This is a genomic window from Aggregicoccus sp. 17bor-14 (assembly GCF_009659535.1).
Lineage (GTDB): Bacteria > Myxococcota > Myxococcia > Myxococcales > Myxococcaceae > Aggregicoccus.
Genome location: NZ_VJZZ01000009.1, coordinates 170,829 through 190,579, shown reverse-complemented (window position 1 = coordinate 190,579; position 19,751 = coordinate 170,829). Strand labels below are relative to the sequence as shown.

General features: G+C 72.9%; 19 protein-coding genes. 6 read left to right on the top strand and 13 right to left on the bottom strand.

Translation table 11 applies throughout. From position 1 onward, the window contains the following. Positions 1-21: 21 nt before the first annotated feature. From murD to mraZ, 9 genes are all read right to left on the bottom strand, one after another. Positions 22-1,440: a UDP-N-acetylmuramoyl-L-alanine--D-glutamate ligase gene (murD, locus tag FGE12_RS18590; RefSeq protein ID WP_228530894.1), complete on the bottom strand. Its 1,419-nt coding sequence runs from the start codon at positions 1,438-1,440 to the stop codon at positions 22-24. Between the two features lie 16 nt (positions 1,441-1,456). Continuing rightward, the gene (gene mraY / locus FGE12_RS18585; RefSeq protein ID WP_153867831.1) at positions 1,457-2,623 is read right to left on the bottom strand and encodes a phospho-N-acetylmuramoyl-pentapeptide-transferase; all 1,167 of its coding nucleotides are present in this window, start codon (positions 2,621-2,623) and stop codon (positions 1,457-1,459) included. A 1-nt stretch (position 2,624) separates the two neighbouring features. Then, positions 2,625-4,037 carry a UDP-N-acetylmuramoyl-tripeptide--D-alanyl-D-alanine ligase gene (murF, locus tag FGE12_RS18580; protein ID WP_153867830.1) on the bottom strand — a complete coding sequence of 471 codons (1,413 nt, stop codon included), beginning with the start codon at positions 4,035-4,037 and terminating at the stop codon, positions 2,625-2,627. A gap of 40 nt (positions 4,038-4,077) precedes the next feature. Then, positions 4,078-5,598: a UDP-N-acetylmuramoyl-L-alanyl-D-glutamate--2,6-diaminopimelate ligase gene (locus FGE12_RS18575; protein WP_153867829.1), complete on the bottom strand. Its 1,521-nt coding sequence runs from the start codon at positions 5,596-5,598 to the stop codon at positions 4,078-4,080. Positions 5,599-5,668: 70 nt separating this feature from the next. After that, the gene (locus FGE12_RS18570) at positions 5,669-7,723 is read right to left on the bottom strand and encodes a penicillin-binding protein (RefSeq protein ID WP_370459057.1); all 2,055 of its coding nucleotides are present in this window, start codon (positions 7,721-7,723) and stop codon (positions 5,669-5,671) included. After that, entirely contained in the window at positions 7,720-8,142 is a 423-nt protein-coding gene (ftsL, locus tag FGE12_RS18565) for a cell division protein FtsL (protein ID WP_153867828.1), read from the bottom strand. Before ftsL ends, FGE12_RS18570 begins: the two co-directional genes overlap by 4 nt. Beyond that, on the bottom strand, positions 8,139-9,053 hold the full coding sequence (rsmH, locus tag FGE12_RS18560) for a 16S rRNA (cytosine(1402)-N(4))-methyltransferase RsmH (RefSeq protein WP_370459056.1): 915 nt from the start codon (positions 9,051-9,053) through the stop codon (positions 8,139-8,141). The genes ftsL and rsmH overlap by 4 nt, the downstream gene beginning before the upstream one ends. 31 nt (positions 9,054-9,084) lie before the next feature. Then, complete coding sequence (locus FGE12_RS18555) at positions 9,085-9,465, bottom strand: STAS domain-containing protein (protein ID WP_153867931.1); 381 nt, start codon at positions 9,463-9,465, stop codon at positions 9,085-9,087. Positions 9,466-9,494: 29 nt separating this feature from the next. Continuing rightward, positions 9,495-9,944 carry a division/cell wall cluster transcriptional repressor MraZ gene (gene mraZ, locus FGE12_RS18550; RefSeq protein WP_194798032.1) on the bottom strand — a complete coding sequence of 150 codons (450 nt, stop codon included), beginning with the start codon at positions 9,942-9,944 and terminating at the stop codon, positions 9,495-9,497. Between the two features lie 283 nt (positions 9,945-10,227). Here mraZ and FGE12_RS18545 point away from each other — a divergent pair, with 283 nt between their 5' ends. Next, positions 10,228-10,965, top strand: coding sequence for a PilZ domain-containing protein (locus FGE12_RS18545; protein WP_194798031.1), 738 nt, complete (start codon positions 10,228-10,230; stop codon positions 10,963-10,965). A 3-nt stretch (positions 10,966-10,968) separates the two neighbouring features. On the opposite strand, the gene FGE12_RS18540 is transcribed toward FGE12_RS18545, so the two are convergent. The 4 genes from FGE12_RS18540 to FGE12_RS18525 form a co-directional block, all read right to left on the bottom strand. Next, positions 10,969-11,361 carry a GFA family protein gene (locus tag FGE12_RS18540; protein WP_153867825.1) on the bottom strand — a complete coding sequence of 131 codons (393 nt, stop codon included), beginning with the start codon at positions 11,359-11,361 and terminating at the stop codon, positions 10,969-10,971. 185 nt (positions 11,362-11,546) lie between these two features. Then, positions 11,547-12,089, bottom strand: coding sequence for a bifunctional 2-polyprenyl-6-hydroxyphenol methylase/3-demethylubiquinol 3-O-methyltransferase UbiG (locus FGE12_RS18535; protein WP_153867824.1), 543 nt, complete (start codon positions 12,087-12,089; stop codon positions 11,547-11,549). A 65-nt stretch (positions 12,090-12,154) separates the two neighbouring features. After that, positions 12,155-12,967, bottom strand: coding sequence for a hypothetical protein (locus FGE12_RS18530; protein WP_153867823.1), 813 nt, complete (start codon positions 12,965-12,967; stop codon positions 12,155-12,157). Between the two features lie 122 nt (positions 12,968-13,089). Further along, the gene (locus FGE12_RS18525; protein WP_153867822.1) at positions 13,090-14,895 is read right to left on the bottom strand and encodes an acyl-CoA dehydrogenase family protein; all 1,806 of its coding nucleotides are present in this window, start codon (positions 14,893-14,895) and stop codon (positions 13,090-13,092) included. A 250-nt stretch (positions 14,896-15,145) separates the two neighbouring features. Here FGE12_RS18525 and FGE12_RS18520 point away from each other — a divergent pair, with 250 nt between their 5' ends. The 5 genes from FGE12_RS18520 (at position 15,146) to FGE12_RS18500 (ending at position 19,682) form a co-directional block, all read left to right on the top strand. After that, positions 15,146-15,334: a hypothetical protein gene (locus FGE12_RS18520; RefSeq protein WP_153867821.1), complete on the top strand. Its 189-nt coding sequence runs from the start codon at positions 15,146-15,148 to the stop codon at positions 15,332-15,334. 65 nt (positions 15,335-15,399) lie between these two features. After that, positions 15,400-16,383, top strand: coding sequence for a CarD family transcriptional regulator (locus FGE12_RS18515; RefSeq protein WP_153867820.1), 984 nt, complete (start codon positions 15,400-15,402; stop codon positions 16,381-16,383). Positions 16,384-16,439: 56 nt separating this feature from the next. Continuing rightward, the gene (locus FGE12_RS18510; protein WP_194798030.1) at positions 16,440-16,952 is read left to right on the top strand and encodes a hypothetical protein; all 513 of its coding nucleotides are present in this window, start codon (positions 16,440-16,442) and stop codon (positions 16,950-16,952) included. Next, on the top strand, positions 16,939-17,889 hold the full coding sequence (locus tag FGE12_RS18505) for a hypothetical protein (RefSeq protein WP_153867819.1): 951 nt from the start codon (positions 16,939-16,941) through the stop codon (positions 17,887-17,889). The genes FGE12_RS18510 and FGE12_RS18505 overlap by 14 nt, the downstream gene beginning before the upstream one ends. Then, on the top strand, positions 17,886-19,682 hold the full coding sequence (locus FGE12_RS18500; protein ID WP_194798029.1) for a glycosyltransferase family 39 protein: 1,797 nt from the start codon (positions 17,886-17,888) through the stop codon (positions 19,680-19,682). Before FGE12_RS18505 ends, FGE12_RS18500 begins: the two co-directional genes overlap by 4 nt. Positions 19,683-19,751 lie beyond the last annotated feature (69 nt).

Below are 19,751 nucleotides of genomic sequence, written 5' to 3'. Positions count from 1 at the left end.
TTGGACCTTTTCGGTGCCCTGCTACGCCAGCGCTCGGACCAGCTGCTTGAACTGCTCGCCGCGGTCCTCGAAGTTCTGGAACTGATCGTACGACGCGCAGGCCGGCGAGAGCAGCACCGTGTCGCCCTCGCGCGCGAGCTGCCGCGCACGCGCCACCGCCTGGGCCAGCGTGCCGCAGGGGTGTACCTCCGCTTTTCCCCCGTACGCCTGGGCGAGCGCCTCTGCGTCCTGCCCGATGGTGAGCACGCCCTTCACCCGCCCCTGCCCCGCCTCCACCATGGGCGCGTACGGCGCGCCCTTGCCCTTGCCTCCGGCAATGAGCCACAGCGGCCCCGCGAAGGCGCGCAGCGCCACCAGCACGCTGTCCACGTTGGTGGCCTTGGAGTCGTTCACCCACTCTACGCCCCCGAGCACGCGCACGCTCTCCAGCCGGTGCGCGAGCCCCGGGTAGCCGTCCAGCCCCGCCTGCACCGCGTCCGGCGCCACCCCACCGAGCCGCGCGAGCAGCGCCGCGGCCATGGCGTTCTGGGTGTTGTGCGCCCCGCGCAGGGAGCGGTTGCCCAGCCGGTAGCGCTCGGGCGGTGCACCCTGCTCGAGCGCGAGCCGGAAGCCGCCCTCCTCCGCGGTGGCCAGCCCCGCGAGCGCCGGCGCGGGCGCCGCGACGAGCCCCGTGAGCGAGAAGCCGTACACGCGCGAGCGCGCGCCCTCCGCGAGCCGCATCACCTCGGGGTCATCCGCGTTCACCACGCAGAAGTCCTCCGGGCCCTGGTTCATGAAGATGCGCGCCTTGGCGGCGCCGTAGGCGCGGTGATCCTCGTAGCGGTCCAGGTGGTCCGGGGTGAGGTTGAGCAGGGCCGCGCCGCGCGGGGCGAGCTGGGCGATGCCCTCGAGCTGGAAGCTGCTCAGCTCCACCACCAGCGCATCCCACGCGCCCGGCTGCTCCGCGGCCTCGCTGAAGGGCCGGCCCAGGTTGCCGCCCACGAAGGTGCGCGCGCCGCTCGCCGCGAAGAGCTCGCCGGTGAGCGCCGTCGTCGTGCTCTTGCCGTTGGTGCCGGTGATGCCGAACAGGGGCACGTGCGAGAGGAGGCGCCCGGCGAGCTCCACCTCGCCCCACACCGGTACGCCCGCGGCGCGCGTGCGCGCGAGCTCCGGCAGGGCCAGGGGCACGCCCGGGCTCACCACCACCAGGTCCTGCCCCTCGAGCAGCCCCGCGGGGGGCGGCGCGCCCACGGCGAGCGCCACGCCCGCGGCGCGCAAGGAGGCGGCCGCCTCGCCCAGGGCCGCTTCGCTGCGCGCGTCCACCGCCGTCACGCGGGCGCCGTGCGCGCCGAGCAGCCGCGCCGCCGCGAGCCCGCTCTTCGCGAGCCCGAACACCGCGACCTTGCGGCCCTTCAAGTCCCGGGGGAGGTCCTGCAGCGGCTTCATCTGGGGCGAGGCCATGGCGAATTGCCGTCCTTCAGCGCAGCTTGAGCGAGAGCAGCGCCACCCCGCCGCACAGGATGGCGGCGATCCAGAAGCGCACGATGATCTTCGGCTCCGCCATGCCCTTGAGCTCGAAGTGGTGGTGCACCGGGGCCATCTTGAAGACGCGCCGGCCGGTGAGCTTGAAGGAGGTCACCTGGATCATCACCGAGAGCGCCTCGGCGAGGAACACGCCGTGGATGATGGCGCTCACCACCTCGTTCTTGGAGAGCATGGCGAGCCCGCCCAGCGCGCCGCCCAGCGCGAGCGAGCCGATGTCCCCCATGAAGACGCTGGCCGGGTAGGTGTTGAACCAGAGGAAGGAGATGCCCGCGCCCACGATCGCCGCGCAGAACACCGCGAGCTCCGCGCCGCCCGGCACCTGCGGGATGCCCAGGTACTGGTAGAGCGGCACGCCCACCAGCCGCGCCGCGCCGTTCACCGTCTCCACGTCCGAGATGGAGAGCGTGGTGCCCGCCACGTAGCAGAGCACCGCGAAGGTGATGGCCGAGATGATGGTGGGCACGATGGCGAGCCCGTCCAGGCCGTCCGTGAGGTTCACCGCGTTGCTGGTGCCCACCACCACGAAGCCCGCGAAGATGACGTAGAAGATGCCCAGGTCCGGGCTGAACCAGTGCGTGGGCACGAAGGGCAGCGTGAGCCGCGTGTCGATGAGCAGGTGCGGGTGCCCGCCCGTCCAGTCGGTCATCACGCCGAACACGGCGATGGCGAAGAACAGCGTCTGCAGCACCAGCTTCTTGCGCCCCGCGAGCCCCTTGCTGTTGCGCTTGGAGAGCTTGAGCCAGTCGTCCAGGAAGCCGGTGAAGCCGTAGCCCACGGTGAGGATGAACACCGCCCACACCGCGCGGCTGCGCAGGTCGCAGAACATCAGCGTGCCGGCCACGATGCACAGCAGGATGAGGGCGCCGCCCATGGTGGGCGTCCCCTTCTTCTTCTTGTGCGTGTCCGGCGTGTCCTCGCGCACGTTGCTCTGGCCGTGCTGCTTGAAGCGCAGCCGCTCGATGAGCCCGGGGCCCACCAGCATGCCCAGCAGCAGCGCGCTCACCCCGGCCGCGATGATGCGGAAGGTGGGGTAGCGCAGGAAGTTGAGGAAGCGGGCGGCCTCGGTGCTCGCGAGCCACTCGTAGAGGAAGAAGAGCATGTCAGTGGCCCCCTCCGGCCGGGGCCTGTCCCGTGAGAGCCGCCACCACGCGCTCCAGGCGCATGCCGCGGCTCGCCTTCACCAGCACCACGTCACCCTCGCGCAGCTGCGGCTTGAGCCAGGCGACCAGCGGCTCCACCTCGGTGAAGTGCGCTGCCCCGTCGCCCATCCCGCCCGCGCGCGCCGCCTGCAGCCCGTGCACCGAGCGCGGCCCGAAGAAGGCCACGCGCGAGGCCCTTCCCACCACCCGCTCGCCCAGCGCCGTGTGGTCCGCCTGCTCGCCTGCGCCCAGCTCCAGCATGTCCCCCAGCACTGCAAAGGCGCGGCCGCCCTCGGGGGTGAGGCTCACCAGGGTGTCCAGCGCGGCGTTCATGCTCGCGGGGTTCGCGTTGTAGCAGTCGTCCACCACCGTGACGCCGCCGGGGGCATCCACCACGTTGAGCCGGCGCGCGTAGGGGCGCGCGCTCGCGAGCCCCGCCACGCACTCCTCCGGGCGGTAGCCCAGCGCGAGCGCGAGCGCGAAGGCGCCGGTGGCGTTGAGCGCGTTGTGCTCGCCCACGAAGGCGAGCTCCACCTCCCAGTCGCGGCCCGCATGCCGCACCGTGGCGGTCATCCCGGCGCGGCCCCGCAGCCGCACCCCGGCGAGCCGCACGTCCGACTCGGCCGCCCGCCCGAAGGTGAGCCGGCGGGCCTGCGTGCGCTGAGCGCGCTCGGCGATGAGCGGGTCGTCCAGGTTCACCACCGCGGTGGCCTGGGGGGAGAGCTCCTGGAACAGCTCCGCCTCCGCGTCCGCCACACCCTCGAGGCTGCCGAGCCCCTCCAGGTGCTCGGGCTGCACGATGGTGATGAGCCCCGCGTCCGGCTGGGTGACGCGCGCGAGCCGGGAGATCTCCCCCGGCCGGTTCATCCCCACCTCGATGACCGCCGCCACGTGGGAGGGCTCGAGCCGGAACAGCGTGAGCGGCACGCCCACCTCGTTGTTCAGGTTGCCCTCGGTCTTCAGCGCCGGCCCGCGCACCGCGAGGATGGCGCCCACCATCTCCTTCGTCGTCGTCTTGCCGTTGGAGCCTCCCACCGCGCCCACCGGGATGCGGAAGCGCTGGCGGTGGAAGCGGGCGAGCGCGCCCAGCCCCGCGAGCGTGTCGTCCACGGCGTAGAGCGCGAAGCCCGCGGGAATCCCCGGGGGCAGCGGCTTGCCGCGCTTCACCAGGGCACCCGCGGCGCCGCTCGCGGCCGCCTGCGGGAGGAAGGTGTGCGCATCGAAGCGCTCACCCTCCAGCGCCACGAAGAGGCAGCCGGGGGTGAGCGCGCGGGTGTCGGTGCACACGGCCTCGTAGGCCGCGCGGGCGCCGGGCGCGGCCCGGGTGGCCCCGGTGGCCTGCACCACCTGCTCGTCGGAGAGTCTGACTGCCATAAATCCCTGGGAGTAGAGAGAGAGGGAGGGCCCGCCGAGCCTAGGCGCGCGTGGCCAGCGCCCGGGCCGCGATCTCGCGGTCGTCGAAGGGAATGCGCTCGGCCTCCACCTGCTGGTAGGCCTCGTGCCCCTTGCCGGCCACCAGCACCACGTCCTCGTCCTTGGCGAGGCTCACCGCCACCTGGATGGCCTCCTTGCGGTCGCTCTCCACCAGGTAGCCGCGCTCGCCGCTCTTGGCCTTGCCCGCGCTGATGCGCCGCAGGCCCACCTTCTCGAGCCCCGGCGTCACCTGGCCGATGATGTCCTCGGGGTCCTCGCTGCGCGGGTTGTCGCTGGTCACCACGGCGAGGTCCGCGCCCTCCCCGGCCACCGCGCCCATCAGCGGACGCTTGCCCTTGTCGCGCTCGCCGCCGCAGCCGAACACGACGATGACGCGGCCCTTGGCCAGCGCGCGCGCGGCCTCCAGCGCGCGCTTGAGCGCGTCGTCCGTGTGCGCGTAGTCCACGAGCACCGCGGGGCCGCTCGCGCCCGGCGCCACCGCGCCGTCCACGCGCTCCATGCGCCCGGGCACGCCGGTCATCCGCTCGATGCCCTCCTGCACGTCGCGGCGGCTGAAGCCCGCCCCGAGCGCGATGCCGGCCGCCGCGAGGATGTTCTCCAGGTTGTGCGGCCCGATGAGCTTGCTCTTCACCGGGATGTCGCCCGCGGGCGTCTTCAGCGTGGCCTTGATGCCCTGCAAGGAGAAGGTCACGTCCGTGGCGCTGATCTCCCCGGCGCCCTGGCGGCTGAACTTCCACGCCATGCGCTTCTGGCCGCGCAGCTCGTTGTAGATGCGGCTCGCGCTGGTGTCGTCGCCGTTCACCACCGCGACCCCGCCCGCACTCAAGTTCTCCGAGAACAGCTTGCGCTTCGCCTGGAAGTACTCCTCGAGGTCCTTGTGGAAGTCGAGGTGGTCGCGCGTGAGGTTGGTGAAGGCGGCGGCGCGGAAGGTGAGGCCGTGCACGCGCTCCTGGATGAGCGCGTGGCTGCTGACTTCCATGACCACGTTCTCGATCCCCGCATCCACCATCTCGCGCAGGATGCGGTGCAGCTCCACCGGGTCCGGCGTGGTGTGCTGGGTCTCCACCGAGCGGCCCGCGAAGCGCGCGCCCAGCGTGCCGATGACGCCCGTGGACGCGTAGCCCGCGGTGCTCATCGCCTGCAGCAGGTAGCTGGTGGTGGTCTTGCCGTTGGTGCCGGTGACGCCCAGCAGGGTGAGGCCCTGCGCGGGGCGGCCGTAGAAGTTCGCCGCGATGAGCGCGAGCGCCTTGTGCGCGTTGGAGACCTTGAAGAAGGGAATCTGAGAGGCCGCGGGCTGCTCGGCCACCACCGCCACGGCGCCGCGGCTGATCGCCTCGCCCACGTACTTCGCCCCGTCCTCCTTCGTGCCCGGCACCGCCACGAACACGTCCCCCGGCTTCACCTTCCGGGAGTCCTGCGTGACGCCCGTCACGTCCACCGCGGAGCGCCCACCCGAGGTCTGCTCCGCCCCACACCCTGCCAGGACATCCGTCAGCTTCATCGTTTTCCCTTCCAACAGCTCTGCTGCATGCGCGGGGGAGGCTGGAGGCCGTCTCTTCCTGCGCGCGGCCTCATTGCCGCGCGGACAGCTCCACCGTGACCCGCGAACCCTTTTCCACCACCGCTCCGGGGGCGGGATTTTGCGCGACAACCCGTCCACTCCCCAACAACTCTGGCTGGAGCCCGGCGGCCAGGAGCCTGCTCACTGCCTCGCGCCCCGCCTGACCGAGCAGCGCCGGCACGTGCACGCTCCCCTCCCCCGCAGGCTCCACCAGCTCCACCGAGGGCACCGCGCCGCGCACCGCGCTCACCGTGGCCACGGGGGACGGGCTGGCGGGCAGGCCCTTGCCGGAGCCCTGGGTAGCCACGGGCACGGGCACGGGCGCCTCGCGCGAGGGCGGCACCGCGAGGTGCGCGAGCGCCTGCTGGGCGATCTCCTTGAAGGCGGGGGCAGCCACGAGCCCCCCGTACACGTCCGTCTTCGGCTCGTCCACCACGACGAGGATGACGAGGCGCGGGTCCTCCGCGGGCACCATGCCGATGAAGGACGCGATGCGCTTGTCCGAGTAGCCGCGCGCCACCGGGTCCGCCTTCTGCGCGGTGCCCGTCTTGCCCGCCACCCGGTACTGCTCCATGGCGGCCTTGGGCGCGGTGCCCTCCTTGAGCACCACGCTCTCCAGCATCTTCACCACCTGGCGCGCGGTCTTCGCGCTCACCGCCTGGCGCACCTCGGTGGGGCGGTTCTCGAGCAGCACCACGCCGTCCGGGTCCACCACCTTCTGGACGAGGTAGGGGCGCATCAGCACGCCGCCGTTGGCCAGCGCCCCGTAGCCCGCGGCGAGCTGCACGGCGGTGGCCGTCATGCCCTGGCCGAAGGACTGGGTGGCAAAGGAGATGTCCGCCTTGGGGAAGGGCACCACGCCGCGCCCCTCGCCCGGCAGGGACAGGCCCGTGCGCTCCGCGAAGCCGAACGCGTGGTAGGCCTCGACCATGCGCTCGCGGCCCAGCTGCTGGGCAATCTTCGAGACGCCGATGTTGCTCGAGACCTGCAGCACGCGCTCGGGCGTGAGCCAGCCGTACTTGTGCGTGTCGTTGACGACGTTGCGCCCGATGCGCCAGGCGCCGTTCTCACAGAAGAAGGTCTGCTCGGGCTTCACCGCGCCGGTCTCCAGCGCGGCGGCCACCACGAAGGCCTTCATCGTGGAGCCGGGCTCGAAGGTGTCCAGCGCGGCGCGGTTGCGGATGGCGTTCTTCAGCCCCGTCTCCGGGGTGTTGGGGTTGAAGCGCGGGTCGTTGGCGAGCGCGAGGATCTCCCCCGTCTTGGGGTCCAGCACCACCGCCATCCCGGCCACCCCCTTCGCCTCCTCCACCGCGTGGCTCAGCGCGCGCTCGGTGACGAACTGCAGGTGCCGGTCCAGCGTGAGGGTGATGGCCGCGCCCTGGCGCTCGAGCGGGTCCGCGGTGCCCCCTTGCGTGAGCAGCTTGCGCCCCTTCGCATCGCGCAGGCCCGAGAGCCGCGAGTTCTGCCCGGAGAGCTCGTCGTCGAAGGCGAGCTCGAGGCCCTCGAGGCCGCGCCCGTCCATGCCCACCATGCCCACCACGTGCGCGCCCAGCTCGCGCTGCGGGTAGAAGCGCTTGGGCTCCTTCGTGAAGCCGATGCCCGGAAGCGCGAGCTCCTTCACGCTCTCGGCCTCGCGCGGGGTCACCTGGCGCTTCACCCACGCGAAGCGGCGCGAGCGGGTGAGGCGCACCGTGAGCTCGTCGGGGTCCAGCCTCAGGCGCTTGGCGAGCGCGCGCGCGGCCCCCTTCACGTCCGGGAGCATCGAGGGGTCCACCCAGACCGAGTCCACCTCCACGCTCTGCGCGAGCGGGGCGCCGCGCCGGTCGAAGATATCGCCGCGGCGCGCGGGGATCTCGATCTGGCGCATGTACTGGTCCTGCGCCATGCCGCGCAGCTGGTCGCGGTCGAACACCTGCAGCTTCACCGCGCGCCCCAGCGCCACCGCGAGCAGGCCGAGGAACAGCGCGAGCATCAGCAGCACGCGCAGGCGCAGCCAGCGGCTCCCGCCGGCCACCCCGCCGCCCGGGCCGGCATCCGGCGCCCGGACGCTCTTGAAGTCTCTCACTGCCCGGCGCTCCGCTCGGCCACCTGCACCGCGTGGCTGCTGCGCGCCTGCACGCGCGCGGGCGTGCGCGCCGGCGCGAGCGCGATGACGGCGCCTGTGGCCGGCAGCCCCATGCCCAGCTTCTCGCGCGCGAGCCGCTCGAGGCGCGCCGGGGTCTTGAGCGTGGCGAGCTCCAGCTTCAGCCGGTCGTTCTCGCGCTGCAGCGTGCGGCTCTCGGCCTCCGAGCGGCTGAGGCGGTAGCCCGCGTCCACCACCATCACGCGGCCCGTCACGTGCACGAGGCCCACCGCGGTGAGCAGCACCATCACCGCCACGGCCGGCAGCAGGTGCGCGAGCACCCCCGCCACGCTCACGCTGCCGCGCGTCCCTGCGCTCGCGCCGAACCCCGTGCCGCGTCCACCCTTGCCCAGCTTGCTCATTTGATTCGCTCCACCGCGCGCAGGTGTGCGCTGCGGGATCGGGGGTTCACGTCGAGCTCCGCGTCCGAGGCGGAGAGGGCCTTGCGGGTGAGCGCGGCGAAGCCGTGCCCGCCTCCGCCGCACGCGCACACCGGCAGCCCCGGCGGGCAGGTGCACTGCCCCACCAGCGCGCGGAAGGCCTCCTTCACGCGCCGGTCCTCGAGCGAGTGGAAGGAGATGACGGCGGCGCGCCCGCCCACCTTGAGCAGCGTGGGCAGCGCGGCGAGCAGCGCGTCCAGCGCCTCGAGCTCGCCGTTCACCGCCATGCGCAGCGCCTGGAAGGTCTTGGTGGCCACGTGGATCTTCTTCGGCCAGGCGCGCCGGGGCACCGCGCGCTTCACCGCCTCGGCCGCCTCCAGCGTGCGCGTGGGCAGCGCCCGCTTGAGCTCGCGCGCGATGGGCCGGGCAAAGGGCTCCTCGCCCAGCTCGCGCAAGAGCTGCGCGAGCTCCTGCTCGTCCACGTCCGCGATGAGCTCCGCCGCGGTGCGCCCGGTGTCCCCCATGCGCATGTCCAGCGGGCCGTCCTTCATGAAGGAGAAGCCGCGCTCGGCCACGTCCAGCTGCGGGCTGCTCACGCCCAGGTCCACCAGCACGCCGTCCACCGGCGCGAGGTCCGCCACCAGCTCCGGCAGCTCGCCGAAGTTGCCCTGGCGCGCGCTGAAGCGCGGGAAGGCCGCGAGCCGCGCGCGCGCCGCGGCGAGCGCCACCGGGTCGCGGTCCACGCCCACCACCGTGGCCCCGCGCGCGAGCAGCGCCTCGGTGTGGCCGCCCCCGCCCAGGGTGCCGTCCACCAGCAGCTTGCCCTCGCCGGGCTGCAGCACGGCCACGGTCTCCTCGAGCAGCACGGTGTGGTGGTGGAAGTCGGACGGCACGGGCGCGGCCTCTCGGGTCAGGGCAGCCGGGTCAGACGAAGGGAGCGCGCGCGTGCGCGAAGGCGGCGCGCGCATCGGACATGTGCGGGTAGAACTCGAAGGCGTCGTGGGCACCCGCCGCGCGGAAGATGGCCTTCAGGTAGGGCGAGAGGCCGGAGAGCTTCACGTCCCCGCCCGCGCGGCGCAGCTGTGCGGCGCGCTCCATCAGCGGGCGCACGCCGCGGTAGTTCAGGTGCGGCACCTCGCTGAAGTCCAGCACCAGCAGGCGCGCGCCGCGGCCCGCGCGCCGGGTGAGCTCGTCGGCCACCTGCACCAGCTCCTGCTCGGAGAGCTCGCCCTCCAGCAGCACCGTCTCCACGCGCTCGGCTCCGCCCGTCGCCCGCGCCGCCCGCTCTGCAATCGCCCAGTTCATCTGCATGATGACCCTCCCCGTGAATCCGCTTACTGCCGAAGCTCCGTGAGCACCCGCATCACGTCCGCGCTCTCCACCTCGTTGCGCGCGTCCGCCTGCGCCTTCGCCCAGCCCGTCACGCTCCACACCTCGATCACCTTCACCATCCCCGCCCACACCAGGTCCTTCTCCAGCCCCGCGTGCGCGCGCAGCGAGGGCGGGATGAGCACGCGCCCCAGCTTGTCCAGCGGGCACTCCTGGGCGCTGGCCACGTAGAGGCGCATCAGCGTCTTGACCCCCGGCTCCATGGGGTTGCGCTTGGCGAGCGCCGTCTCGAGCGCCTCCCACTCGCGCACCGGATAGGCGTGCAGGCAGGGGTCCAGCGCGGTCGTGATGATGAGCCGCTCGTCGTAGGCGCCGGTGAGCGTGTCGCGCAGCTTGGCCGGCAGGCTCGTGCGGCCCTTTGCGTCGATCTGGTGCTCATAGACGCCTCGGAACACGGGGACCTGCCACCTTTTCGCGCGCGCAGGGCACTTTGCGCCACTGCTTCCCACTCCTTGCCACTTGGCCGCGCGAAGCTACCCCCCGCCTCCTACCCGGTCAAGAAAGCGCAACAGCCCGAAACAGCACGCGCCGTGCGGGCGCCGAGCCCCCGCGCGGGGCGAATTCCGAGCCCCCGCGCGGGGTTGCCCCAGGGCATCCGCAACGACCCGACACTCGCCGTGGGTTCCCGGGTAACCGGCCTTGAAAAGTTTGCAGGCGGCGCGCAATGTTCCTGCCTACGTGAAGACCCCCGCCCCCAAGGCCCCGCCGGGAACGCCGACCGTGCGGCTGAAGGTCTCGTACAAGTCGCCCGCGGCGCTGCTGGGGGAGTTCACGCGCAGCGTGGGCCAGGGCGTGGTCGCGCTGGAGACGCAGAAGGACGTGGGCGTGGGCACGCGCTTCGTCTTCGAGCTGCACGCCTCGGGCGTCGAGGCGCCGGTGGAGGTGCTGGGCGAGGTGGTGCAGGTGGCGGTGCAGCCCAGCGGCCGGCGCCTGCTCACCGTGCGCTACGACGCGGGCGGCGACCGCGCAGGGCTGGATGCCGTGCTGCAGCGCATCTTCGACACGCACGAGCACGAGAAGATGCGCCGCTTTCCGCGCATCCCGCTCAACCTGCGCGCCACGGAGGACGCCCCCTTCTCCCCTGCCTTCCTCGTGCGCGACATCTCGCGCGGCGGGCTCGGGCTCGAGGTGGAGGCGCCCGCCCTGCCGCGCAGCGTGCGCGTGGGCACCCCCTTCCTGCTCGAGATGAGCATGTCGCTGGGGCAGCTGCCGCTGCACGGCGAGGTGGTGTGGACCACCAGCACGCAGACCGACCGCACGCCCGCGCTCGCCCCCGGCTTCGGCGTGCAGTTCGGCAAGCTGCGCCTCGACATCGCCGAGCGGCTCGAGCAGCTGCTCGCGCTCAGCGCCCTGCCCCCTGCGCCCTGGCGCGCGCGGGTGAGCTTCGGCATGGACGCGGTCAGCCGGATGCCCTGAGCCTCAGCGCGTGAACTCCTCGCGCCGCAGGAGGCCGTCGTCGGGCACCTCGTAGTAGTCGCCCTTGCTGCCCAGGTAGATGTGCGCCTTGGGCGTGAGACCGCTCGGCGCGTCGAAGGAGCCCGCACAGATGGACATCTTGGAGGCGCCGTCCTCGTCCCACAGCAGGCTCGAGCCGCACTCGCCGCAGAAGCCCTTGCGCACCGTGGGAGACGCCGCCCACCACCTGAGCCCGCGCTGCTCGACGAGCCGGAAGCCGGGGCGGTCCACCGCTGCCCAGGCCCCCACGTGGCCGTGCCAGCGGCGGCACTTCGAGCAGTGGCAGAAGGTGACGGAGGTCAGCGCGAGGCTGACCTCGTAGCGGACTGCACCACAGGCACAACCACCGGTCTTCATCGCTCGCCTCCCGGGCACACTCGGCGCCAGCGTGCCAGCGGTCGTGGCGCATCGGCAGCCTGGACTGAAGTCCGAGCGCTCCCTGCGGCGGACTGCCGGACGAGCCACGGGTGGTCTGCCGCAGTCCGGCCGGGTGCCCGGCCACTCGGGCCGCGAGGGGCTACCCTCCCGCGTGGGGCGACCGCTCAGCTCTCGAGCGGCAGCGGGTCCGCGCTACCGGCGACGGCCACCAGGCGCTGGATGACGCAGGGCCGCGCGCGCAGCAGCAGCCCGTGCTCGTAGGCCACGGGCGTGAGGGGCGGAACGAAGGCCTCGAGCAGCTCCCCGGGGCGCAGCAGGAACTCGGGGCGGCTCGGGCGGCCGTAGCGCTCGTGGCCCTGCGCGAACGTCTCGTACAGGAGCACGCCGCCGGGAGCGAGCGCGCCGGGAAGCGCAGGCAGCAGCGGGCGGTGGAGGTAGTTCGTCACCACGATCGCATCCCAGCCGCCGCCCAGCGACCAGGGTGCGCCGTCCTCGAGGTCGAGCCGGCGCACGTCGCACCGCTTCAGCCGCTCGAGCGCGTCCGTGGTGCGGTCCACCGCCGTCACCGCATGCCCGCGCGAGAGGAAGAACGCCGCGTGCCGGCCCTCGCCCGCCGCCACGTCCAGCACGCGGCCTCCCGCGCGGACCAGATGGGCGAAGCGCACGATCCACGGGGAAGGTTCGGAGGGAAGATGGACGGGGGTCATGGTGTCTCACGCGAGGCCGCGCACCACCCTGCCCGAGACGGGGGCGGGTGCAGCGACACCCGACTTCAGCTCCCCTGCATCACCCAGCGCGCCGGCGAGCCCGCACTGGTATCGAGCCCGACCTCCAGCCGCCCGCTGGAGAGCGAGCGCATGAACCAGACGCGCACCTGGTTCTGCCCCTGGCTCCAGAAGGCGAAGCGGCAGTAGCCCGAGAAGTTGTCGGTGAAGATGACGTCGCCGAAGGTGCCCGTGCTCCCACTGGCCGGGGCCTCGCCGACGGCGTCCGGGTTGGTGATGGTGTAGTGGTCCGTGCCCGAGAAGGTGAGCGTCACCGTCTTCGACGGCGCGCCGGAGCTGCCGCCGTTGCTGACCTCCGTCACCTTCCACGGCCCGCCCGCCTTCACCGCGGACCACCACTGCGAGCACGCCGCCGTCTGCTGCAGCGTCGAGCCGCCGCCCCCTCCCGCGTCGCCGCCGCCGGCCTTCGTGAACTGCGCCGTCGAGCCCGGCAGCGCCTGGCTGCGCAGCGTGATGAGCGTCCCGGCCGCTTCGATGATCACGTTCACGCGGCTGTAGCTCACGAGGGTGCCGTTCACGAGCTGCGGGCTCACGATCTGCCCCTCGCAGCCGGAGTCCTCGCACGCGATGTCCTCGATATAGGCATCGCCAATATCGAGCACTCCGCGATTGGTCCCGAGCGTCGAGCTACCGAAGTCGGTCACGACGGCCTGGTTCCCGTCGAACTCGATGGTCAGTCCGTCGACGCCCGTCCAGACGCCCTCGAGCGCAGCGTCGATGGGATTGCCGCAACCGCCGAGGGCGACCACGGCGGCGATGCGGAGGAGGACAGCCGCAGCGCGGCGGGGCAGAAGGTGCATGGGGCTCTTCCACTCGAGCGCAGCGAGGCTGCGGCCCGTGAAGGGGGTGTGCTGCAGGTGCGGCCGGCAAAAGCAGCCATCTTCCGCACCGGCAGCGCCCGCGTCAAAGCCCCTCTGCGCTTCTAGGCCTGCTCGAAGGGATAGCCCCCGCTCTTCTCCAGCGCCGCCACCACGGTCTCGCGCAGCGCCACCGGGTCGCGCGGCACGAAGCGGTAGAGCGGCGCGATGGCCTTCAGGTGCCCCTCGAGCGCCGCGCCCTCGCTGCTCGCGCACAGGGCGCGCTTGGTGCGCTCGTAGCTGCGCGCGCTCGCCTCGGTGGCGAAGGCCTGCACCAGCGCCACGCGCACCGGGTCCAGCTTCCCCTCGCTCGCGGCCTGGCGCGTGCGGGTGACCATGGAGTCCAGTGCGAACGCGTCCATCACCACGTCGGCCACCGCGGCGAGCACCTCCTGGTGCTTCTCCAGCTCGGGGCCGAAGCGCTCGGCGGCGACCTTCAGCGCGTAGATGGCGAGCCGCTTCGTGCACTCGGCCGCGTGCGCTTCCGCCGCGAGCGCGTCCCCGGCCGCAGGCGCGGGCACGCTGCCCTTCGCGAGCGCCTCGTCGAGCTGCTGCGCCACCTGGAACAGGGGCAGGCTGCCCTTGAGGGTGCGCTTGAGCAGCATGCCGGCGATGAGCATGCGGTTGATCTCGTTGGTGCCCTCGAAGATGCGGTTGATGCGCGCGTCGCGGTACGCGCGCTCCACCGGGTACTCCTCGATGTAGCCCGCGCCGCCGTGCACCTGCACCGCGTCGTCCACGAGCTGCCCCAGCGCCTCGGAGCCGAACACCTTCATGATGGAGCTCTCGATCGCGTACTCCTCGATGGAGGCGATGAGCTTCGCGTCGTAGTCCGCGGCCGCCTTGTCCTCGCCCGCGAGCCGCGCGTCCACCAGGCCGCCGGTGCGGTAGGTCATGCTCTCCACCGCGTAGATGAGCCCCGCCATGCGCGCGAACTTCTCGCGGGTGAGCGGGAACTGCGCGATGGGCGTGCCGAACTGCTTGCGCTCCTGCGCGAACGCGAGCGCGCTCGCCAGCTGCAGCTTCATGCTCCCCAGCACGCCCGCGCCCAGCTTGAGGCGCCCGTAGTTGAGGATGTTGAAGGCGATCTTGTGCCCCTTGCCCACCTCGCCCAGCAGGTTCTCGCGCGGGATGCGCGCGTCCTCGAAGTAGAGCGGGCAGGTGCTGGAGCCGCGGATGCCCATCTTGTGCTCCTCGGGCCCCACGCTGAAGCCCGGCGCACCCTTCTCCACGATGAAGCCGGTGAACTTGTCGCCGTCCACCTTCGCGAACACCACGAACACGTCCGCGAAGGCCGCGTTGGTGATGTAGAGCTTGCTGCCGTTGAGGATCCACTCCTTGCCGTCCGGGCTGAGCACGGCCTTGGTCTTCGCGCCCAGCGCGTCCGAGCCGCTGCCCTGCTCGGTCAGCGCGTACGCCGCCACCAGCTCCGCGGTGGCGAGCTTCGGCAGGTACTTCGCCTTCTGCGCCTCGGAGCCGAACCACACGATGGGCAGCGACCCGATGCCGGTGTGCGCCCCGAAGGTCACGCTCCAGCTGCCGTGCAGGCTCATCGACTCGGCGAGGATGAGGCTCGTGGTCTTGTCCAGCCCCAGGCCCCCGTGCGCCTCGGGGATGTCGATCATCAAGAGGCCCAGCTCGCCCGCGCGCCGCAGCAGCTCGCGCAGCACGCCCGGCTCCTTGCGCTCGATGGCCTCGGACTGCGCGAGCACCTGCTCGCGGCTGAACTGCAGCGCGGTCTTGAGGTAGAGCCGCTGCTCCTCGGTGAAGGCCTCGGGCGTCGTGATGCGCACGCTGCCCACCTCCTCGAAGAGGAAGGCGCCCCCCGCGGGCACCTGCGCGGGGTGTTTCGTCTCGAGCACTGCGGCCATGGCTTGGAGCTCCTTGATTGACAGAAAAATCAACCTGCGGCGGCGCGGAAGATACGCCTCGCTGCCCGGGTGCGGAAGGCCGCGGCGCGCGGGGGCCCCGCGCTACAGGCCACAGGCGTCCTGTAGTCGAAAAGTTGCCCGCGCCCGCCCGCCCCCTACCCTCTGCGCCCAACGCCGCCCCCGCGCAGGCCGTGCCCGCACGGCCGTCCGCAGGGCGAGCACGCTCGGCAGGCCCGGGAGGGACGCACGGATGAAGGCACTGATGCTGGTGGCAGCGCTGGGAGTGACGGCAGGGCTGGGGAGCCTGCGCCTCGACGGACGCCTGGGAGACGGGCCGCCCCAGGAGGCCCGGGCCCGCGCCGCGGTGGATGCCCGCCAGCGTGAGGTGCTCGGGACACTGTTGCGTGTCCAGCGTGCCGCGGCCCTCGCCCAGCGCTAAGTTCGTGGCACCGGGTGGGTGATGGTGCTACGACCCTCCCTCTTCTTCCTGCACCCGAGGGGGACATGCCAGAAGGCTCCGCGCCAGCGCCAGCGTCACTCCAGCTCGCGGTCGGTGACCGCGTGGTGTACCCGAAGCAGGGGGTGTGCCGCGTCACCGCCGTCGACGTGAAAGAGGTGGCAGGTCAGCGCCTCACGCTCGTCATCCTCAAACGCGAGGAGGACGGTGCGGTCGTGATGGTCCCCGAGTCGAAGGTGGCCAGCATCGGCGTGCGCAAGGTGGCCGGCCCCCAGGAGGTCGAGCGGCTCTTCTCCTTCCTGCGCTCCGACAGCGACAAGGCGGACCTGGACTGGAAGCTGCGCGCGCGCACCAACCAGGACCGCATGACCCAGGGCGGCATCCTCGGGCTCGCCGAGGTCGTGAAGGGACTGCAGGTGCTCAGCGAGCTGCGCCCCCTGCCCACGAAGGAGCGCGAGCTCTACGACAGCGCCCGCCACCTGCTGGTGAGCGAGGTCGCCGCGGCATTGAGCACCTCCGAGTGCAACGCCGAGGACGCCATCGACCTCGTGCTCTTCCCGCCCGGCCGCGAGCGCCCCAAGCGCACCGCCGAGGAGTTCAAGCTCAAGGGCGGCGGCGGAGACGACGACCTCGAGCTGGACTCGGACCTGCTCGGCCTGGACGGCGACCTGGACCTGCCCTCGGACGAGGAGCCCGCTCCCGCCGAGGAGGAGGAGCAGGAGGGCGAGGGCGAGGAGGCCGAGGGCGGCGACGAGGCCGCGGCCGAGGACGAGGCCCCCAAGAAGCGCGGCCGTCCCCCCAAGGCCAAGACGGCCGAGGCCGAGGCGCCCAAGAAGCGCGGGCGCCCGCCCAAGGCCAAGCCCGCCGAGGACGCGCCCCCGGTGGCCGCGAAGAAGCCCGGCCGCCCGCCCAAGGCCAAGGCGGAGCCCGCCGACGAGGACGCCGCGCCCAAGAAGCGCGGCCGTCCGCCCAAGGCCAAGACGGCCGAGGCCGCGAAGCCCGCCGCCAAGGCCGCGAAGAAGAAGAGCTGACGGCGCGGCCGCGTGCCCCCGAGTCCTCCCACGAGTCCTTCCCGAGGTGACGCCCCGTGATTCGCGTCGTGACGCTGGACCCCTTCGACGACAAGCAGCTCGCCCGCTTCTGCCAGACGCTCTACACGGCCTTCGGCGTGGGCTGTGAGCACTCGGGCAGCGTGAGCGTGCCCGCCGGCCTCTCCGAGCCCCTCGACGCCGAGCAGCTGCTCGCGAAGGTGGAGAGCGTGCGCGCCTACCAGGACGACAAGCTGCTCTACCTCACGGCGCGCCGGCTCAAGGACCGGCAGCTGCCCAGTGGCACCGCGCCCACGCACGGCTTCGCGGTGTACGGCAAGGACCGGGCGATCATCTCCACGCACCCGCACAAGGACCTGGAGGCGGGCTTCAAGCCGGTGGCGCGCCACGCCCTGCACCAGCTGGGGCACCTCTGGGAGCTGCACCACTGCCTGGACCCGCGCTGCTCGATGTACCTGCCCTGGACCCCCTCCTTCCCCCAGGGTGAGCCCATCTTCTGCACCTTCTGCCGCGACAAGAGCGAGCAGAAGATCCGCCTTGCCAAGTCGTAGCCTCCGGCGCGCGCTGCCCCTGCTGGAGCTCGCGGCGCTCGTCGCCGCCGCGCTCCTGGCGCTGCTCTTCCAGCTCACCCTCCCCTCGCGCCTGCCCTCCGAGGATGACCACCGCGCGGCCGCCGCGGCGCTGTCACGCGCGGCCCGCCCCGGGGACGTGGTGCTCCTGTGGCCCTGGTGGACCGAGCGCGCGCGCCTCTTCGCGCCGCCCGGGCTCCCCGTGGTGGGCTACCTCGGCTCGGACGCGGACGACCTGGATGCGCACCCGCGCATCTGGGTGCTGGGGCAGCCGGAGCTGCCGCGCTCGGACGCGCGCGCCTTCGAGCAGGCCTTCCTCCCGGGCCGCACCGCGCTCGCGCCCGCCGAGCACTTCGGGCCGCTCACGCTCACGCCCTACGCCAACGGCCGCTACCGGGCGCGCCGCTTCGATGCCACCGCGGCGCTCGCCTCGGCGCGCGTCTACCTCGAGGGGCCCGACGGCGCGCGCCTGCCCTGCCCCTTCGACGGCGCGGCCCACCGCTGCGCCGGCGCGCCCCACCTGCGCGTCGCGGCCGAGTGGCACGAGGTGGCGTACCAGCCCCGCCACTGCCTCTGGATGCACCCGCCCGGGGGCGCCGCGCGCCTCGTGGCCGAGTTCGACCCGGTGCCCGCCGCGCCCGCCTACCGCCTGGGCGCGGGCATCATCTGGGAGCAGGCGCGCAAGGTGGACCCCGAGCGCATCAGCGACACCGAGGTCACGCTCTCCTCGGGCGCAGCGCCCCTGCTCTCGCTGACGCTGCCGCCCGGCCGCGAGGGACAGCAGGTGCGCGAGGTGGCCCTGCCGCCGGGCCCGCCGCGCCCGCTCGCCGTGGCCGTGAGGGCCGAGCGCGCCATGGCCCGCTGGGTGTGCGTGGAGCTGCAGGGGCTCGCGCCCGCGGCCGGGGGAAGCGCCCGGTGAGCGAGCGCGCCCTGCGACAGGAGCGCTGGACGGCCTTCGCGCTGTGGGCGCTCGCGCTGCTCGCGCTGCTGCTCACCGAGCGCGCGGTGGGCTACGTGCGCGACGAGAGCGTCTACTTCGCGGCGGGCCAGAGCTACGCCGCGTGGCTGCGGCTGCTCGTGCACGCGCCCGCGCTCGCGCTGCAGGACGCGAGCATCGTGCGCTTCTTCGAGGAGAACCACGAGCACCCGGTGCTGATGAAGCTGCTCTTCGGCCTCTCGCACGCCGTGCTGCACGAGGAGCTGGGCCTGATGCGCCCGGCCACCGCCTTCCGCCTGCCGGCGCTCGCGCTCAACGCGCTCATCCCCGCGCTCGTCTACCGCATGGGCAGCAGCCTCTGGGGCCGCACCGCGGGCCTCTTCGCCGCCCTCTCCTTCTTCCTCGTCCCGCGCCAGCTCTTCAACGCGGAGCTGGCCTGCTTCGACATGCCGGTGGCCGCGATGTGGCTGCTCGTCGTGTACGCGTTCTGGCGCGCGCTGGACGAGGCGCGCTGGGGCTGGGCCTGCGGGCTCGCCTTCGGGCTCGCGCTGGGCACGAAGCACAACGCGCTCTTCCTCCCCGTGGCGCTCGCCCCCTTCGCGCTCGCGCGGGCGTGGACTGCGACGTCCGGGGCCGGGCTGCGCGAGGCGCGGCGCACGCTGGGGCTCTTCGTGGCAGTGAGCCTCGCCGTGCCGCTGCTCTTCGCGCTGATGGCGCTGAGCCTCGGGCCGGAGGGGCTGCTGCGCCGCATCGCGCCGCTCAGCCCCGCGACCTTCCTCGCGGGGAGCCTGGTCGTGGGCCTCGCGCTCTGCGTGCGCAGGCTCTCCGTGCTGGCGCCCCCGGCCGCGCGCGCGCTGGGCACGCTCGTGGCGATGCTCGCGCTGGGCCCGCTGCTCTTCTACCTGCACTGGCCCTACCTCTGGCACCACCCGGTGGACCGCACCGCGTGGTACCTCGCCTTCCACGCCGAGCACTTGCACTACGCCTGGTTCTACCTGGGCCAGCTGCTCGTCGCGCCGCCCTTCCCGCTCGCCTACGTGTTCGTGGTGACGGCGCTCACCGTGCCCCTGAGCCTGCTCGCGCCCATGGTGACGGGGCTGCTCGGGCTCGCGGTGCGCGCGCTCCGTCGGCGCGCCTCGCTCGCGGAGCTGCTCGTGGGGGCGCACGCGCTCGCCTCCATCCTCCTCATCAGCCACCCGCAGGTGCCGCACTTCGGCGGGGTGAAGCACTGGCTGCCCTCCATGCCCTTCCTCGCGATGCTCGCGGGGGCCTCGGTGGCGCGCGGGTGCGCGGCGCTCTCGCAGCGCCTGCCGGCGCGGGTCCCACGGGCCGCCGTCGCCGCACCGGTGTTCGCGCTGCTCTTCGCGCCTGCGCTGCTCGGGCTCGCGCGCGTGCACCCCTACTGCACCAGCTTCTACGGGGAGCTGGCGGGGGGCCTTCCGGGGGCCGCCTCGCTCGGCATGCAGCGCCAGTTCTGGAGCAACAACGTCACCGGCGTGCTGCCGTGGATCAACGCGCATGCTCCGCAGGGGGCGCGAATCTACCTGCACGAGGTGAACGGCTACTCCTTCCGCGACTACCAGCGCAACGGCCAGCTGCGCTCGGACCTGCGGCCCGCCGGTGGCCCCGAGGACGCGGACCTCGCCGCGGTGCAGTACCACCAGGAGTTCCGCGAGCACGAGGTGGCGGTGTGGCAGGCCTTCGGCACCCAGGTGCCGGTGACGGGCCTCTACGTCGACGAGACGCCGCAGGTGATTGTCTACCGTCGACCTTGAGTCGCAGGGGGGCTGCGGGGTGGCCTCCGGGTGCGCTATCCTGGGAACACATCTCGCCAGACGGAGCGG